Here is an 18,640-nt window from a genome sequence, read left to right on the forward strand (position 1 = left end):
ATTGCTCCATAAGATCAAGAGATTCCGCGTAATACTCTTCTGCACTATCGCTGTAACAAGTACCGTGTTTTACCCATTCATAACGGTCCAGATGCGACTGGGCGCCCGGCATCACCTTATCCAGCTCTTCACGAGTTGCATCATCCAACTTAACTGGAGGCAACTGGCCCCGTGTAGAACGCTCTTCTGCCAGACGCTTCTCTTCACGCGTTACACCACACCAGAAGTTGCCACGCGGTTGAGGCCACAAACCATGCAATGCAAAGTGGTTCGCATCAAACCGTCCTTCCACCTGAGAAGAACACTCCGGTATCTCTTGATGTGTTTGACAAAAAGCAGGTTGCCAGCTCGCAGCAAGCAGGAACTCAGCGTCTGCCGAAGGCCCTTTGACAGCAGGGCGAACCACATTTGATCCAGCAGAACCTCCGGAACCATTGCCAGTATTCAGCCCGCTACCATCAGCTTCAACCAGATGCAGACCACAGGAAACATCCACCCAACGCTCAGCTGGATTTACGCCATTCATACGAATGAAGTAATGAGATGCCTGCGATTTGTTCTTCCCAAGTAGTTCATAGGCACGCATCCGTTCCACATGAACGTTTCCAGGATTTGTCTGCTTACGAATAGATTGAAATGCTGGACAGGCTTCCTCAGCAAGAAAGAAACCGTCCAACTTCACTTGAGAAGCAGCAGGCAAAACAGAGGCCACGCTCAAAAGCGCAGCCCCGACAATCACTTTAGAAAGAAAATGCATGTGGTCCTCCAAAATACCTTTTGCAGCAATAAGCAGCATGCAGATTATTCAAAACCAGATACATTGACTTCCTGTGACAGTTCACCCCCATGATTTTAGGGGCAAGTTCTCAATTAATGCAGATTACGCCAACCACCGCTTGCGGCGTTTGTAGTGTTTGCCATCACGGAAGGATTTTCGCCCTTCTCCGCCGACACCAAGATAGAACTCTTTCACGTCTTCGTTTTCGCGCAAAGAATCAGCATCACCATCCAGCACAATACGGCCAGCTTCCATGATGTACCCATAGGTCGCGTATTTAAGCGCAACGTTGGTATTCTGCTCAGCAAGAAGGAAGGACACACCTTCATTCTTGTTCAGCTTCTTCACGATCTCAAAGATTTCTTCCTGCAACTGTGGAGCAAGGCCCATGCTTGGCTCATCCAGCAAAATCATGTCCGGGCGGCTCATCAAGGCACGACCCACTGCACACATCTGCTGCTCACCACCAGAAGTATAACCCGCTTGAGAACCCCGACGCTCACGCAAACGCGGGAAGTAATCATACACCATTTCCAGATCGCGCTTGATCTCAGCATTGCCATCTTTGCGGGTATAGGCACCAGTCATCAGATTATCTTCAATAGAAAGGTGGCCAAAACAACGACGGCCTTCCATGACCTGAATGCATCCGCGCTGAACCAGCTCATTCGGAGAAAGTGCCTGAACTTGCTTTCCTTGAAAAATGATATTGCCCTTCGTCACTTCTCCACGCTCTGCTTGCAGCAGGTTGGAGATTGCTTTCAGGGTCGTTGTCTTACCGGCACCGTTCGCACCCAGCAGAGCAACAATACCCCCCTTAGGCACGGTCAAAGAAACCCCTTTGAGAACCAGAACCACGTGATCGTAAATGACTTCGATGTTGTTGATAGACAAAATGTCTTCGGCAACCTGCAGGTTAGCGGCTGGTGCCTTGGATTTTGATGTCTGTTCTGCAATTGCGTTCATGAGATCAGCCTTAACCTGCGAACATTCCGATTGTTTGAATTCGATAAATTGGCCGGGCACCACTGCGCCCGACCAAAACAACAAGGCTTAGTTACAAGCGAGGTCGCCACGACCAGGCCAAGGAGCATTGTTTTTCGCGTAGTCAGCGGCTTTTTCCAACTCAAGCGGCTTGATCAGTTCACGGTTTGGAGTCAGCAGGTCACTTGCCTGTACAAACTCTTCGCCGTTCCACTCAAGCATCCATGCACCAGAGTGACCAGTATGGTTGTCACAAGCCATCTTCAGTGGAGGTGTCATGCCCTTCATACCCAGCTCTTCAAGGCGAGCTGCAGTGATATCAAGGTTCTCAAGACCCCAACGCAGCTGTTCGGCATTGATGTTCTTTTCACCAAAGTTGTCCTGAGCGGTTTTTGCTGCTTCAGCAAGGATCATAGAGATGATGATACCGCGCTGATAGAAGATGGTGTCCATGTCAGCTTCAGATTTGATTTCTGAGTTGCCTTTGGAAACAACATGCTTACGGATGTCTTCAAGCACAGGGAAGTTGCCTGGAGCGTTGAAGCTGACAGACTTGTAGCCCTTCGCTTTAGCGCCAACGTTCTGCAAGTCAGCATCAGAGCCAGACCACCAGATGCCGATGAAGTTTTCCATTGGGTAGCGTGTCTTAACCGCTTCGGTGATCGCACCGGCGTTCATAGCACCCCAACCCCACATAACGACGTTGTCTGGACGCTCACGACGGATCTGCAACCACTGCGCAGACTGGTTCTGCATTTCTTTCAGACCAACAGGGATCGGAACCAGCTTAAAGTCATGCATTTCTGCAAGCTTTTCCAGAAGCGGAATTGGCTCTTTACCGAATGGGTGGTCAAGATGCAGAAGAACGATCTTCTTACCCTTCAGCGAAGACATGTCACCACCAGCAATGTAGTCGAGGATCATGTATGCACCATCCCAGTAGGACACTGGTGGGTTAAACGCCCACGCAAACGTATCACCGTCTGACATTGGCGAGAAACCGTAGCCAGGTGCCAGAATAGGAATACGGTCCACGTTGGTGCGAGGCATAACCTGCAAAGTGATACCAGTTGACCATGGCTGCGTTACGAGAGCTGCTCCCTTAGTCTTCTCGTAGCACTCAACGCCTTTGTTGGTGTTGTAGCCGGTTTCACACTCGATGTAATCGATTGGCACGCCGCCAATACCACCATCACGCTCGTTCAGCATGAGCATGTAGTCACGCTGGCCGTTCATGATTGGCGTACCAGTACCCGCAAATGGGCCAGTACGGTATGTCAGGTTTGGAAAGTTAAGACCGTCTGCTGCCATTGCAGCTGTGCTCATGGCAACTGCAAGGGCACCTGCTGCAACAGCCTTACCTAAATTCGTAAAGTGTTTCATATTTTCCTCCGCGTTTGCGGCTCCCGCCGCGGACCATTTCCTCTATTCCCCAGCTGCTCCCGCAGTTCTTTATTAGTGAGGGAATGGCCAAATGATGAGCTTTTCACGAATAAGCGCCCAGAACCGCGCAAGACCGTGAGGCTCGACAATCAAGAACATGATAATGAGAGAACCAACCACCATAACGTTGACATGTTCCATGGTGGCAGAACCGATACTCAGGCCAAGCATTTCTGGCAGAAGGTTCAGCACAACTGGCAGAGCTACAATCAGGATCCCTCCGAGGAAGTTCCCCATCACACTGCCAAGGCCACCAATGATAGCGATAAAGACGATCTGGAAACTCATTGGAATGTCAAAGAGGTTTGGCTCAGCAGCACCTTTCCAGAAGAACACCATCAGCGCGCCGGCAATACCCACGATATAGGAGCTGACAGCAAAGGCAGACAGCTTTGCACGCATCAGGTTGATGCCCACCAATTCCGCAGCAATATCCATGTCACGAACAGCCTTCCACGTACGGCCATACCGGCCACGTGTCAGGTTGATCATCGCAAAGGTCACAACGGATACGATGCCAAGAACAAAGTAGTACTGAACCATAGGCGATGCATTCGGGCCTGTCACAACAAGACCAAAGATGTCCATGGTGCGCACTTCAATCGCGCCGGATGCATTGTAGTTGTAAAGCCACGCCCACTTCTCAAAGAGCCACACCAGAAAGAACTGCGAAGCAAGCGTCGCAATCGCAAGGTAGAAGCCTTTAATGCGTAGCGACGGCAAACCAAACGCAACCCCAACCGCAGCTGAGAAGAACCCAGAAAGGAACAACGCAACAATGATGTTCATTTCCGGGAAGAACGTAGTGATCTTGTAGCAAGCATAAGCGCCAACGCCCATGAAGCCCGCAGTACCCAGCGAAAGCTGCCCGGCATAACCGGTCAAAATGTTCAGACCAAGCGAGGCCAGAGAATAAATCAGCACAGGCACAAGCAGAGCCTTGTAGGTGAACTCCGATGCGAACATCGGAAAGATCACATACATAGCGGCAAGGATCACAACCAGCAGGACCATATCCTGCTTGATTGGGAAGAGCGCCTGATCACTTTCATAGGTCGTTTTGAACTGACCAGAAGTTCTGTAAAACACGTCAGGCCTCCCTTACACGCGCTCGATGATTTTCTCACCGAACAGCCCTTGCGGACGGAACAGCAGAACAATCAAAGCAAAGATGAAGGCGAACCAGGTTTCGGTGTTGCCACCAAACAGAGGCTGACCCCAGTAGATTTCGAAGACTTTTTCAAGAAGGCCGATGGCAATGCCGCCGATAATCGCGCCTGATACAGATTCCAGACCACCAAGCATCAGCACTGGCAGAGCCTTGTATGCGATCACTTCCAAAGCGAAAGACACACCCGCACGAGCTCCCCAGACGACACCAGTGGCAAGAGCAATCACACCTGCAATAAACCAGACCAGAACCCAGATAGTGCTGAGGGAGATACCGACAGATAGCGCTGCAGTATGATCATCACCCAACGCTCGGATCGCACGTCCCATCGCAGATTTGTTCAGAAACACCAGCAGGCTGATAACCAGTACGATCGCCATAACAACCGCGAACACGTCTTTCTCTTCCAGAAGCAGGAAGCCGCCGAACGGTTCAAATTCAATAGCACCGGTTGGAATACCAAGCGCTTCGGTGATCATCACCTTGTTCTCACCACCGAACACGAACTCACCGAACCCGATGAGGAACATGGTGATACCGATGGTTGCCATGAACAGAATAATGTCTGGCTGCCCTACAAGCGGACGAAGCACAACACGCTCAACGCTCATTGCCAACGCATACATGATGCCAAGAGTAAGCGGCATCGCGATTGCAGCAGCAACAAACTCGTTGCCAACGAAAGGAACCAGGAAGGTATGCAGGCCAACCAAAGACAGCGCAGCAAACACAACCATAATGCCTTGCGCAAAGTTAAAGATGCGCGAGGATTTAAAGATGAGAACGAAACCAAGTGCAATCAGCGCATAAAGAACACCGGAGACGAGACCTTCCCACAACACCTGTAGAAAGAAGTCCGGCATTCCGTACATCTGAACAAATGGATCAATTAGTACGTTATAAAGTGTTTCCATGGGGGTGCTCCCTAGTGTGACACGCCCAGATAGGCATCAATAACTTCTGGGTTGCTCTGCACTTCTTCTGGCACGCCATCAGCGATCTTGCGGCCATAGTCCAAAACAACGACACGGTCGGAAAGGTCCATCACAACACCCATGTCATGCTCAATCAGAGCAATCGTAGTGCCGAGCTGATCATTCACATCCAGAATGAAGCGGCTCATGTCCTCTTTCTCTTCCAAGTTCATCCCTGCCATCGGCTCATCGAGCAGCAGCAGTTCTGGCTCCATCGCCAACGCACGAGCAAGCTCAACACGCTTCTGCAAGCCGTAAGGAAGCGTTCCCACTGGTGTGCGACGAATATGCTGGATTTCGAGAAAGTCGATGATTTCCTCGACCTTCTTACGGTGCTCAATCTCTTCCCTCTGAGCAGGCCCCCAATAGAGCATCTGCCAGAATAAGTTCTGCTTCATCCGCGTTGCACGTCCAGCCATGATGTTATCCAGCGTGGACATACCCTTAAACAAAGCAACGTTCTGGAAAGTTCGAGCGATACCCTGACTAACCGCGAGGTGCGGTTTCATGGACCTGCGCTTTTCGCCATTGAAGGTGATCACACCTTCCTGAGGCTGATAGAAACCATTGATCACGTTGAGCATGGACGTCTTGCCAGCACCATTGGGACCAATGATCGCGCGAATTTCACCCTTCTTGATATTGAAGGAGATATTCGTGATTGCCTTAACGCCGCCAAAGGAGAGAGAAACGTTCTCAAGATCCAGCAGAACCTCGCGCTCCTCGGCCCTTTTTTTAACCTCTTCGAGCGTTGGATCCATTACAGTCATTCTGCCGCCTCCCCAATCGCGGACATTGCTTTAGTACTATGGGTGTCCATGTCCCGGATCTCGACGGTAGCTTCAATCGTGCCTTGACGGCCATCTTCAAAGGTCACCTCGGTCACCACATGCTTGGAGGTCTCACCCGCATAAAATGCTTCAATCAGAGGCGCATATCGGTCGGCAACGAAGTTACGACGGACTTTCTGAGTACGTGTCAGCTCGCCATCATCCGGATCCAGCTCTTTATGCAAAACAAGGAAACGTTTGATCTGGGCACCAGCCATCATTGGTTCTTCAAAAAGATCCTTGTTCACCTGATCCACATGGCTTTGGATTGTTTTGTAAACGTCAGGATATGCGGCCAGTTCCTGATAGGAAGCATATGCAATGTTGTTCCGCTCAGCCCAGTTACCAACCGCAACAAGGTCAATATTCACAAAGGCACAAACGTAGTCGCGCTCGTTTCCGAAGGTCACAGCTTCTTTGATGTTCGGGAAGAACTTCAGCTTGTTCTCAATGTACTTCGGCGCAAACATGGAGCCATCAGTCAGCTTGCCTACGTCCTTCGCACGGTCGATGATCTTCAGGTGCCCATTCTCAAGGAACATGCCAGCATCACCAGTGTGAACCCAGCCATCCTCAGTCTTGGTATCCTTCGTTGCCTCATCGTTCTTGTAGTATCCAAGGAACGCACCCGGCGAGCGATACATAACCTCACCACTCTCCGCGATCTTCACTTCAACATCTGGCATAGGAACGCCAACCGTATCAGCATAAATCTGGCCATCAGGCTGAGAGGTAATAAACACGGAAGATTCCGTCTGCCCGTAAAGCTGCTTCAGGTTTAACCCGATTGAGCGGTAGAACTTGAAGATCTCAGGGCCAATCGCTTCACCCGCAGTGTAAGCCACACGAACACGGGAAAAACCCATCTCGTTCTTCAGCGGCCCATACACGCAGAACTCACCAACAGCATACTTCATGCGCTCAAACAGAGAGACTTTCTCTCCGTTCAGAATGCGCTCACCAACCTGGTTCGCATAAGCGAGGAAGTAGTCAAACAGCTTCTTCTTCATCTTGCCCGCATCTTCCATGCGAACTGTGATGTGCGTCAGCATACCCTCAAACACCCGCGGCGGTGCAAACATGTAAGTTGGGGCGATTTCCTTACGGTCAATCGAAACTGTTTCCGGACCTTCAGGACAGTTCACACAGTACCCGGCTGTCAGACACTGCGCGTAGGAGAACACATGGTCACCAACCCATGCCATCGGCAGGTACGCGACTGTGTCTGCATTCTCATCCAGATTATCGAACTTATTCGCGTTCTGAACAGCAACAACGAGGTTATTGAAGGTCAGCATCACCCCTTTCGGACGACCAGTCGTACCGGAGGTGTAAAGGATCACAGCAATGTCTTCACTCTTGCCAGCACTGACGGCATCAAACCAGTCATCTGCAAGCTTCTCATCATTGTCGAGCAGAGTCTGCCCGGCTTCCTGAACGCTCAGGTAACGATGAAGGCTTGTGTGGTCATAATCACGAAGGCCTTTAGGGTCTTCGTAAATGATGTGCTCGAGCAGCGGCAGCTTCTCAGACATCTCAAGCAGCTTATCAACCTGCTCCTGATCTTCAACAACCGCAAAGCGCACTTCTGCGTGGCCAAGAACGTAGGCGATCTCTTCTGCCACTGAGTCAGAATAGACTGGGATCGGAATACCACCCAACGCCTGCACTGCGGCAAAAACCCAATAAAGATGCGGACGGTTTGCACCAATCACCGCAACCTTGTCGCCCTCTTTGCACCCAAGGCTCTTGAGCCCCAGAGAAAGCTTGCGCACTTCTCCAAGGACCTCACGCCAGGTCCAGCTCTGCCAGATCCCGAGGTCCTTTTCGCGATACGCGGGACGATCCCCCCATTCCCGCGCATTCCGAATAAGCAACTGCGGAAATGTGTCCATACCCGCTGACGGAGGCACCTGCATCTTTGAATCACCTCTCACCAAAGGTCACCTTGTGCCTTTGGTCTGCCTGTTTACTCTGAGGAAATACGAAAGACTAATAGCCCCGCCTCGCAAGTCCTCCACCTGCGAGCTCCTCCCTGGACTTATTCTTAGCAAGATACGAAAGCTTTTTTAATGGGTTTTATTCATTGCGCGTTGCAACCTTGAGCACTTGTGCAATGCAAAACTGTGATATTTCAACGAGTTACATTCAAAAAAGTCTATACTAAGGTATACATGCATTATATTTGTCACGCATAAGCGAAATACTATAGGTAAATCAATGCCCAATACTTTTGATTAGGTTTCAATTCCTTTTTGTAGATCATTGGACTAAGTCAAAAAAGAATCACTACTTTGGGCTAGTGGCACTGCAACAAAAAAGGGGCGCGAATACTCCCGCCCCTTACATATACTAAGCGATTAATACTTTTAGCCGTAGATCACTTTTGGCAACCATGTTGCCATTTCCGGCAGGTACCACAGGATGATCAGCATCAGAACCTGAATGAGAACAAACGGGATGATACCGAAGTAAATGTCTGAGGTTTTCACTGACGGCGGCGCCACACCCCGCAGGTAGAACAACGCAAAACCAAACGGAGGCGTCAGGAACGATGTCTGCAAGTTTACAGCCATCATCACACCCAGCCATGCAGGGCTCATCGGTTCACCATTAGGCATCTCAAGCTGCAGCAGAATTGGTGCAACAAGCGGAACAACCACGAACACGATTTCCAGGAAGTCCAGAAAGAAGCCCAGCACGAACATTACAGCCATAACCGCAATGATAGCACCCAGCGCACCACCCGGCAGACCGGTCAGCGCTTCCTTCACCAGTTCTTCGCCACCCAGATCACGAAAGATCAGGGAGAAGAACGTTGCGCCGATCAGGATCACAAACACCATACAGGTGATCTGTGTGGTCGACTGCATCACTGGCATAAGCACTTTCTTCGCCATCACACGGTAGAGCGAGACGAGCAATCCATAAGCGAGCACTGCACAGGAAAGCCCTGCAACCCAGATACCAATCATATCACCAGTCGGGATCACGGTACGTGCCACACGCAGGTCCATGAAGGATGTCAGAACCAACATCACAACAAGAGACAGCACAGCCAGATACACCGGCCAAGGCTTGTCTTCTTCCATGCGGTATCCAGCAAGCAACAACGCACCAACAGCACCTACAGCAGCAGCTTCAGTTGGTGTCGCAATACCTACGAGAATTGAACCAAGCACCGCGATAATAAGCGCAATTGGCGGCACAAGAGCATGAAGAACCTGACTGAGGGTTGGTCCCGCAGATCCATCATCACGCATTGGAGGCGCTTTGTGCGGCTGTGTGAACGCAACAAACAGCTGGTACACAATGTAAAGGCCAACAAGTGCAAGACCTGGAATAAGCGCCCCTGCAAACAAATCCCCTACAGAGAATGGATCTGGAGCAAAGTTACCCATCTCACGCTGAGCGATCTGGTAGCCGTTGGAAAGCTGGTCAGCAAGGAACACAAGCACGATGGAAGGCGGAATAATCTGCCCCAACGTACCGGAGGCTGCAATAGAACCGCAGGCAAGACGCGGGCTGTAACCGTTACGCAGCATAGTCGGCAGAGACAAAAGCCCCATGGTTACCACGGTGGCGCCCACAATACCGGTTGAAGCAGCAAGCAAAGCACCCACAATCGTGACAGAAAGCCCGAGACCGCCCGGCATACGCCCAAACAACCGGCCCATGGTTTCCAGCAGCTCTTCCGCAACCTTGGAACGTTCCAGCATCACCCCCATGAAGATGAAGAGTGGAACCGCGATCAGGGTTTCGTTGGACATGGTGCCGAAAATTCGGCTCGGGATCGCACCAAGGGTCACGCTGCCGCCAAAGAACGACGCGATCAGAGCGAAAATCAGTGCGACACCAGCAAGAGTAAATGCAACAGGGAAGCCCGCCAACAAACAAATACAGGCAACCGCAAACATCAAAATATCAAGAGTATGAAGAAGTCCATCCATCTCCGATTACTCCTGGATCTGACGGAATGAGTCGAGTGCCTTCTTGTCACCGCGAAGGGCAAGAACACTTCGAAGAATAATGGCGACACCCTGTAAGGAAACCAGAACGGCAAAGGCAATAATCGCACTCTTCAGAAGATACCGTCCTTGAATACCGGATGCCTCCTGAGACCCTTCCCAGATTGCCCAGGAACTGAGCACATAGCCCCAGGACCAGTAAATAATCACCGCACACATCGGAAGAAGGAAGAACACCGAACCGAGCAGGTCAACCATCGCTTTGATACGTGGGCGTGCATCACGGTAGAAGATATCGACCCGCACGTGCCCATCTACGCTTAGCGTATAAGCAGCAGCCGACATAAACAGGAAACCGTGCATGTAGGTGATGGATTCTTGCATCCAGATGGAACCGATACCGAAAACGTATCTCATCACCACCACTGTAAATTGGACAAGCACAATGCCCAAAGTCAGCCAGGCGCAGCTCTTGCCGATGCCACGATTGACTGAGGTAATCAGGTTCATTAGGGCGCGCATGCCCGCCTCTTCGTCTTGGTCTAAACCAAGCCTCTAGGATTATTATTGGGCCCCAAAGGCCAAGATAGAGCTCTTGAAAGAAAAGCTCCCCGCAAGGATTGCGGAGAGCGTGTGCAGCAATAAGTAAAATTAGCCCAGGATGCGATCGCGAGCTGTCAGGTAGTTACGCTCAGCAAGGCTGGACCATGCAGAGGTTTCCTTACGAGATTTAACGTAGCTTTCGTAGATGCGCTTGGAGATGTCATCTGTCTCAGCCACTTCAGCAACAACTTCCTCAGCTTTACGGCCAATTGCATCGAACACGTCGTCAGAGAAGTCACGAACCTGAACGTTATGCTTGGTCAGGAGAGTTTCCAGAGCAGCACCGTTGTTGTGGTTGTACTCAGCGAACATGTAGTTGTTCTCTGCCATACATGCAGAACGGATCAGTTCTTGCTGACCAGGTGTGAAGCTTTCCCAAACGCCTTTGCTCATGCCGAAGGACAGACCAGCACCTGGCTCATGGAAGCCTTTGGTGTAGTAGTACTTAGCAACTTTATAGAAACCAAACGCCATATCGTTCCATGCGCCAACCCACTCGGTTGCGTCGATCGCGCCGGACTGCATTGCAGGGAAGATTTCAGAGCCAGGAAGCGCAACAGCTGATGCACCAAGACGGCGAAGAACTTCACCACCTAGACCAGGCATACGCATTTTCAGGCCTTTGAGGTCTTCAAGAGATTTGATCTCTTTGTTGAACCAGCCACCTGCCTGCAGACCGGTGTTACCAGCCAGGAAGGATTTAACGTTGAACTGACCAGCCAGCTCATCCCAAAGCTGTTGACCGCCACCGAAATGCATCCATGCTTCCAGCTCAGCAGCTGTCATGCCCATTGGAACGGCAGTGAAGAAGCCAAATGCTTTGTGCTTGCCGAGCCAGTAGTAGTCAGCAGCGTGGTACATGTCAGCTGTACCATTGGAAACAGCGTCGAAGCTCTCAAATGCAGGAACGAGTTCACCGGCAGCAAACAGCTTTACAGTCAGCTGACCTTCACTGGCAGCAGTGATGCGGTCAGCGATGCGCTGTGCGCCAGTACCGAGACCCGGGAAGTTCTTAGGCCAGGTGGTGACCATTTTCAGTTCGCGCTTACCAGCTGCGAGTGCTGGAGCTGCAAGAGTAGCTGCGCCAGCGGTTGCACCTGCCAAACCAGCATTTTTCAGAAAACTACGGCGGTCCATAAAAACTCCTCCCAAGAGCTTCTTAAATCAAATCTCTTTATGCCTCCGCAGAATTAAACCTCTTCCATTGAGATCTCTGCGACAACATGACCAACTTCTTATAACCCTAAAACTACGTGAAAATACAAGGAAATCTGCACCCTATTGGACAAATTAATTATTCTTGGATCAACTGAGCGTACCTCATCTATGCGTTTTCAACCGAAACCAGCCGCAACGTAACTATCGAAACATTTTTAGGAATCTCCGCCCTTGAGGGCTAACAATCAACCTCCAAAATCGGAATTCATAGCCTTTTATTTCAATGTTAATAAGTCAGCCTACATGACCTAACTGGCTTGAGCATTGCTCCATTAATTTTCTGGGTGAATTAAGCCACACAGGTGGTAGATGCTTTAAAATACAATAATTTAGAGGAAACTAATCTACAGTTTCAGTTGAAACTGAGCAGAGGTGCGCAGACACGATGCCACCCGATAAATCCGAGGCCTTAGACCTCAATCAGGTCGGCATTGCAAAGCAAAGACAGCTAACATTTAAAGATGCGTTCCGACGCACAAACAACTATCCACACGAAGGTGTGGTTTTCTACAGGTTCGCGCATTAACGATAGCGCGAATTTCTTCGAAAACACCCATACGAAATTGCTTGAAAGCAAATTTCTCAGGCATTTCGAGAGCGATTCTTCCAAAAATTGCCGTAATCTAGAACAGACCTGCCGTCGCGCCACCATTCAGCCCAGCAATCAGCATCAACGTTCCCATCAGCAAAATAGTCAGAGCGCCAACCACCTCAAAACCGCGCAGAATAACCGTACCAGCCTGACTGTCGGCACCCCAGATCCGCAAGGCAACCTCACGCGAGAGCACCGCGAGACTCGCCAGAATAGAAACGGTAATACCTGTCCCCAATGCCATCACGAGCGTGGAGGCCACACCAGCCCAAATCATGCCCTGAGAAAACGCAAACGCAAGCACGATCAAAGCACCGGTGCATGGGCGAAGCCCCACTGCCAGAATGATCGACCAGATGCTTGTGAGTGTCATGGCTGAGTTCTGAACCATCTTCGGATCCGGCGCATGCGCATGCCCACAGCTGGAACAAACCTCTCCATGCTCAGAATGCTCATGGTCATGTGAATGACCGCAGCTCGAAGCAGGCTTTTTACCAAACCATGGTTTCAAAACACGTTGCCAAACAAGGTAGAGGCCAAGCAGGAAGACCAACACATAAGAGCCAAGCTCAAACCAGCGGGCTGTTGCATTAATCGCCGTACTGGTCAGATGCAACAAAACGCCTGCCCCACCAACCAGCACAATCGCAGTCACCGCCTGCGCAAAGGCAGAAGCAAAAGAGAGCGCGATCCCTTTCTTCAATGTCTGCTCATCCGCAATCACGTAAGAAGAAATCACTGCCTTACCATGCCCCGGTCCTGCAGCATGAAACACGCCATACGCAAAGCTGATCAGCATCAGAAGCCACCCGGCAGAAGGATTGTTGCGGAAGTTTCTCAGCGCGCTTGTTAGCTTAAGATAAAACTCATTCTGCAACCGGGTAATAGTCGCCATGCCTTGCTGGAAAATACTCATATCCGGACCACGCAGCTCAGCAGTATCCGCAGTCTCACGCTCAGAAACGGAAGACAGCGTCATCGGCTCACCACCTTGCGCAAGCGCAGCCACTGCATCTTCTGCAGACGCAGGTGCACTCTCAACTGGCCCAGGTGTAATCTCGGAAATGAATTTAGTATTGCCCGTAGAAGCTGTTGTAGTCGCCACACCATCGCACGACACAATCACCTGATTGACAAGCGCTGCTGTGTATCCCTGCAACTCTTCAGGAACATTACGCTGGTCAGCACCGATCGTTGCCAACTGGGCAGCAATTTGTCCGTCCAGCTCGGGAGGATGGACCAGCTCAACAGAGCATTTTCCGGGAGCATTCTTCAGCGTCACCGCCATATCTGCCTTAGGCCATTTAAAATCGATGTAGTAGGTTGGGTCATAAACATCGAGTGTGATCGGCTTGTCAGCCTTGATCTTCTCTTTGAGCGGCAGTGTAAAGCTCAACTCCACCAATGACACGGGGCTCGTGTCTGGCTGGCTGCGACCAGCTGCAATCTCTTCAGCAATTGCTGCTCGGTCTTCATCGCTGATCAACCAGTAATCATCAAAGGCTACCTTGATCATTTTCATGGATGGATCAAATGGCTCGGAGAAATCTATCTCCGCTTTGCTATCATCCCCAAACGTGAAGTAACCGTACTCTCCAAGACCCTCAATGTTGATCTTAGCCAGCTCATCCAGCTCATTTCTCTCGAAAAATCCATTCTGATTGGCATCCAACCCCTGCACGGCATAGGCCGTGTACAGGTCATCAAACAGCCATTTGTGCCGAATGTGAGTCAGATACCCGTCATCATCAAACACCAACTCAGCGCGCGCTTGCACAAACATATGCGGATGCGCTGCAACCTGTTGAGAAGGCAACAGAAATACCAGCAGCATGCAGAATGCGGTCAAAAACCGTAGGAGCTTAAGAGACATGGCGCCTTAACAAAATGTGAGAACCCGACACGACAAGTGTAATAAAATAACGGCAAATTCAAGACCCATTTATTGAAGGTCCTGAGATACGTTTTTCCCGTAATTTAGAACCATTCGGATAATTCTTCCGAATTTGATGCCCATCACCTACGAAATAAACCGGATATTGCTTTAAGAATAAACCAATATCCCCGCAACGCTTCTTGTTCAATTTCGTTTGGGAGGGCTGAATGAACGTGCCATTGCATAATAAAATAACGATCGATACCTACATGACCCCATTGGATCATCCAGAATTCGCTGGCCACGAGCAAATCGTATTTGCAACAGACAACGAAACGGGCCTGAAAGCGATCATCGCGGTTCACAATACCAATCGCGGTCCCGGTCTCGGTGGATGTCGCATGTGGAACTATGCAAGCGCAAATGAAGCTCTGACTGATGTTCTCCGCCTCTCAAAAGGTATGACCTATAAGAATGCGTTGGCTGACCTTGCTTTGGGAGGAGGAAAGTCAGTTATCATCGCAAACCCGCGTACTGATAAGACCCCAGAGCTTCTCAGAGCATTCGGCAGACACATCAATCGCCTTTCTGGCAGCTACATCACCGCAGAAGATGTGGGCATCAGCTCTGATGATATGGAAATCATTGGCAGCGAAACTCAGTTTGCCCGCGGGACAGATGCCACTGGTTTTGGCGATCCTTCGCCGTACACTGCACTGGGAACCTTCGTTGGCATCAAAGCAGCTGCCAAACATAAGTTTGGCTCTGAAGACCTCTCAGGCCTGACAGTATCACTCAAAGGTCTGGGTCATGTGGGATATGACGTAGCTCGTCAGCTGCATGAAGCAGGTGCTAACCTGATTGTCTCCGACATCTATGATCCGGCAGTGACACGCGCAATCGAAGAACTCGGTGCATCCAGCGTATCGCCAGACGACGCACATCTCGTCAAAGCGGATATCTTTGCCCCATGTGCGCTTGGCGGTGGCCTGAATGCTGCAACTATCCCGGAGCTGAAAGTAGCTGTGGTCGCAGGAGCTGCAAACAATCAGCTGGAAACACAGGAAGACGGCGCAGCTCTCATGAAGCGCGGCATTCTGTACGCTCCAGATTACGCCATCAACGCAGGCGGCGTCATCTCTGTCGCTTTGGGCGAGCCTGGTGCATCAGACTCAATCGTGCGTCAGAAGACCCTCGCGATTGGTGGCACGCTTGCTCAGATCTTCGATCGGGCTGATGCAGAAAAGCGCCCAACCAACATCATTGCAGATGAGTTGGCTGAAGAGCGTTTCCAGCATCACCATAATCCAGCTTAAAACGGAGGGCAGATCTAGCTCTCTTTTGGCAAAGGTCCATCAAGCATTTTGGGGCAGTCACCATGCTGCTCCAATTGCTTGTGCCAGTTGACCATATAATCAACAAAGGCACGCACCTTCGCAGACAGATGCCTACGATGCGGATAGACCGCGTACATCGCAGGCCCCGGCACTTCGTAGTCTTCTAATGCCGGTATAAGCGTACCTGCCATCAACTCTTCCAGCACATAAAAGATCGGCAAACGCACAACGCCAAGGCCTGCCAGCGCCGCCGCAACCGCAGTCTTCGCACTGTTCACATGCATCGGCCCTTTAACGGGAACAGAAAACCGCTCTCCATTTGCCAGAAACATCCAGTTGGTCTTGTGCTTGTAGTTGGTATCAATGATGCACGGCATATTCGCCAGATCACTTGCCTTCTCAGGCATACCATGCGCTTCCCAATACGCAGGAGAGGCACAAACCACGACACGAACGTCCCGGATCTTCCGCGCAATCAGGCTGGAATCCTCAAGCTCGGCCACACGAATGGCGACATCATATCCTTCCTCGACAATGTCGACGAAGCGATCTTCCATCTCTATATCCAGCTCAACGCGCGGATGTTCCTGCAAAAACGAAGCAAGCACTCTGCCCAGCGTCGCCTCAGAAAAGGAACGCGGCGCACTCAGCCGTAACCGGCCACGCACCTCCCGATGGTCTTGCTGTACAGCATCTTTCAGGTCATCAAACCGCTGCAACAGCTCACCTGCTTCACGGAAGTAGGCTTCACCAACCTGGGTCAGAGAAATCTGACGGGTCGTCCTGTTCAGCAGGCGCACGCCCAGTTCGTCTTCCAGCTCGCTCACATACTTGGAAATAAGCGCCTTGGAGCGCCCCATATCCCGTGCTGCAGCCGAAAAGCCACCGCTTTCTACCACCTGCAAAAAACATCTAATTCGTGTGATGGAATCCATCATATTTTCCCCAAAGCAGCGAAAATCACCACTCTCCAAGATAACCCAATTCTTGATAATACCTCCCGAAAGCGAAGGACGCATACACGACAGCAATCATTAGGATCCCAAACAACTCCAACATAAGTGCTTTTAGCCTCGAAGTTTTGGTCTCACAATAGATACCTACAAACCGAACTAGCAGCCCAACATGAAACAGGGCAGCAAAGAGTATAAAAGCACCATTCGGCAACTTGTATGAGAGATAGGGTATATTCCTAATCGCTCCATATGCATGCCAACTCAAAAGCAAGATTGGTATGCCAACAAGCAGCTCAAGAAACAACAGCCACTTACGACTCGGCGCAATCAGGGGAAGCAATGCGAAAACAATACTAAGAGACAATAGTGTCATCATCCCCCCATACGGTGCTAATGAATTAAGCTAGATACTTCTCTGCAGTTTCCGGCGGCGTCTCACGCGGCCACCAACTCCTGCCAGACGCAACATGAACAAACCCACGGCAAACCCGAGTCCTGCCAGCACACCACCTTCAACAGTCACCGGCACAGCAGGCTCAAAATCTTCCCAGGTTGCCCTAGAGATCTTGGTGTCCGGCTCTTTCATGAAGATCCAGACACGCTCAAACACAGCAGCGGTTTCCATCGCCAATTGCTGTTCTTTCAAAGCCTCAAAGCGATCCAATGACCGCTCAACGCTCTTCCCGCGCAACTGCACAAACTCATCCGCGCTCTGTGCCATATGCGTTAATGCAGCAGAAGCGCTTCGGTGGGTAGCAGTCGCATCCGCAACAAAATCGGCTTTCACTTCCTCCAGCGCATCAATAGCGCCGCCCATACGCTGACGGTATTGCTGGGCAAATTCAGGAAGCTGAGAGGTCACAGTGCCGCTTACAAGCGCAACGCCAAGCGTCAATACCCTTGCAAACATCATTGCAAACCTCCCCTCTAAGTTAATCGACCAGAGTGATCACTCCAGCAGCGCCCTCTTCCGTACCAAAGGCGAGCCGATTCCCCTTCTTATCCCAGGCAAGGGCAGAAACAGGACCAGCACCCGGACGGCGCAACAGCACTTCAGCATTATCGTGGAACCGAACGGCCATTACCATGCCATCCTGATAGCCAATCGCCACCATTTCTTCGCTCGGATGACAACAAACGGTCGTAACCATGCTGTCACCGCGCACGCCAAGCTCCAGAGGTGCCTGCCCCATAGGACCACTCTTGCCCATAAACGGCCAGAGGATCGCAGCCTGAGCGCCAGAGGTCGCTAGATATTTACCCTTGGCAGACCAACTCACGGACTTCACCTTGCCCGGATAACCGGTCATGCGCATGTCCTGACTGTCAGCCAAACGCCATCCGTGCAGAGCGTTCTCCTGCATAGTGGTCACAAGGTACTTCCCTTCAGGAGAATACGTGACCAGACTATGCGCACCTTTCCAGCTCAGTTCCTGAGGATCACCTGTGGCATTCACCCAAAACAACGTCACGCCATCATAGCGGGATGCAGCAAGGCGCATCCCTTTTGGCGCAAACGCCAAACCAGCAAAGGCACGCGGCAGCTGAAATTCTTTGATCTCGCCGCTCTTCAGGCGAACCCAAGCCGTACGACCAGATGCATAGGCCACACTGTCCTGTGGGCCAGCTGCAATAATGTCGATCCACTTACGCGGCTGCTCAGCAAGCTCTTCAACACTTCCATCAGCGCTAACTTTACAAATCCTGCCATCACCACCACCGGTGATCAGAGACTTGCCATCTAAAGAAGGCGTTGCACAAAGCAGGCCGTTTTTGTGAACCGGTGTCTGGGTTTCCGGCCCACCAGCAAAAAAGACAGAACCTTCACCACTGGCAAAGGCAGCTACATCACCCAGAAATGTCGCAGAAACAACAAATCCATCGGTATCAAGAGGAGCAGTTACAGGCAC

Annotated in this window: 15 protein-coding genes; 1 reads left to right on the forward strand and 14 read right to left on the reverse strand. The window is 51.0% G+C overall.

Features of this window, described 5'->3' with window-relative positions:
- The 11 genes from PPL9_RS05990 to PPL9_RS06040 form a co-directional block, all read right to left on the reverse strand.
- A partial coding sequence (locus tag PPL9_RS05990; protein WP_208989206.1) for a ribonuclease T occupies nt 1–757 on the reverse strand: 757 nt, incomplete at its 3' end.
- A 123-nt stretch (nt 758–880) separates the two neighbouring features.
- Nucleotides 881–1,744, reverse strand: a complete 864-nt coding sequence (locus PPL9_RS05995) for an ABC transporter ATP-binding protein (RefSeq protein ID WP_057461836.1) — start codon at nt 1,742–1,744, stop codon at nt 881–883.
- An 87-nt stretch (nt 1,745–1,831) separates the two neighbouring features.
- Nucleotides 1,832–3,145 (reverse strand): ABC transporter substrate-binding protein, encoded by a 1,314-nt coding sequence (locus tag PPL9_RS06000; RefSeq protein ID WP_057461837.1) that lies wholly within the window; start codon nt 3,143–3,145, stop codon nt 1,832–1,834.
- A gap of 72 nt (nt 3,146–3,217) precedes the next feature.
- Nucleotides 3,218–4,294: a branched-chain amino acid ABC transporter permease gene (locus PPL9_RS06005; RefSeq protein ID WP_057461838.1), complete on the reverse strand. Its 1,077-nt coding sequence runs from the start codon at nt 4,292–4,294 to the stop codon at nt 3,218–3,220.
- Between the two features lie 12 nt (nt 4,295–4,306).
- A complete protein-coding gene (locus PPL9_RS06010) occupies nt 4,307–5,290 on the reverse strand; it encodes a branched-chain amino acid ABC transporter permease (RefSeq protein WP_057461839.1) in 984 nt (327 codons plus the stop codon).
- 11 nt (nt 5,291–5,301) lie between these two features.
- On the reverse strand, nt 5,302–6,111 hold the full coding sequence (locus PPL9_RS06015; protein WP_057461916.1) for an ABC transporter ATP-binding protein: 810 nt from the start codon (nt 6,109–6,111) through the stop codon (nt 5,302–5,304).
- A gap of 5 nt (nt 6,112–6,116) precedes the next feature.
- Nucleotides 6,117–8,099, reverse strand: coding sequence for an AMP-binding protein (locus PPL9_RS06020; RefSeq protein ID WP_057461840.1), 1,983 nt, complete (start codon nt 8,097–8,099; stop codon nt 6,117–6,119).
- A gap of 450 nt (nt 8,100–8,549) precedes the next feature.
- The gene (locus tag PPL9_RS06025; RefSeq protein ID WP_057461841.1) at nt 8,550–10,130 is read right to left on the reverse strand and encodes a TRAP transporter large permease subunit; all 1,581 of its coding nucleotides are present in this window, start codon (nt 10,128–10,130) and stop codon (nt 8,550–8,552) included.
- Between the two features lie 6 nt (nt 10,131–10,136).
- Nucleotides 10,137–10,670 (reverse strand): TRAP transporter small permease subunit, encoded by a 534-nt coding sequence (locus PPL9_RS06030; protein ID WP_057461842.1) that lies wholly within the window; start codon nt 10,668–10,670, stop codon nt 10,137–10,139.
- 129 nt (nt 10,671–10,799) lie between these two features.
- Nucleotides 10,800–11,888: a TRAP transporter substrate-binding protein gene (locus PPL9_RS06035; RefSeq protein WP_057461843.1), complete on the reverse strand. Its 1,089-nt coding sequence runs from the start codon at nt 11,886–11,888 to the stop codon at nt 10,800–10,802.
- 704 nt (nt 11,889–12,592) lie between these two features.
- Complete coding sequence (locus tag PPL9_RS06040) at nt 12,593–14,434, reverse strand: DUF1007 family protein (protein ID WP_057461844.1); 1,842 nt, start codon at nt 14,432–14,434, stop codon at nt 12,593–12,595.
- A 230-nt stretch (nt 14,435–14,664) separates the two neighbouring features.
- Between PPL9_RS06040 and PPL9_RS06045 the strand changes: the two genes are divergently transcribed.
- Entirely contained in the window at nt 14,665–15,753 is a 1,089-nt protein-coding gene (locus tag PPL9_RS06045) for a Glu/Leu/Phe/Val dehydrogenase dimerization domain-containing protein (RefSeq protein WP_057461845.1), read from the forward strand.
- Nucleotides 15,754–15,767: 14 nt separating this feature from the next.
- Here PPL9_RS06045 and PPL9_RS06050 read toward each other — a convergent pair whose 3' ends face one another.
- From PPL9_RS06050 to PPL9_RS06065, 3 genes are all read right to left on the reverse strand, one after another.
- Nucleotides 15,768–16,709 (reverse strand): LysR family transcriptional regulator, encoded by a 942-nt coding sequence (locus PPL9_RS06050; RefSeq protein ID WP_057461846.1) that lies wholly within the window; start codon nt 16,707–16,709, stop codon nt 15,768–15,770.
- 424 nt (nt 16,710–17,133) lie between these two features.
- Nucleotides 17,134–17,643: a DUF2937 family protein gene (locus PPL9_RS06060; protein ID WP_057461848.1), complete on the reverse strand. Its 510-nt coding sequence runs from the start codon at nt 17,641–17,643 to the stop codon at nt 17,134–17,136.
- A gap of 19 nt (nt 17,644–17,662) precedes the next feature.
- A complete protein-coding gene (locus tag PPL9_RS06065; protein ID WP_057461849.1) occupies nt 17,663–18,640 on the reverse strand; it encodes a WD40 repeat domain-containing protein in 978 nt (325 codons plus the stop codon).

It is taken from the genome of Pseudovibrio sp. POLY-S9 (assembly GCF_001431305.1).
Lineage (GTDB): Bacteria > Pseudomonadota > Alphaproteobacteria > Rhizobiales > Stappiaceae > Pseudovibrio.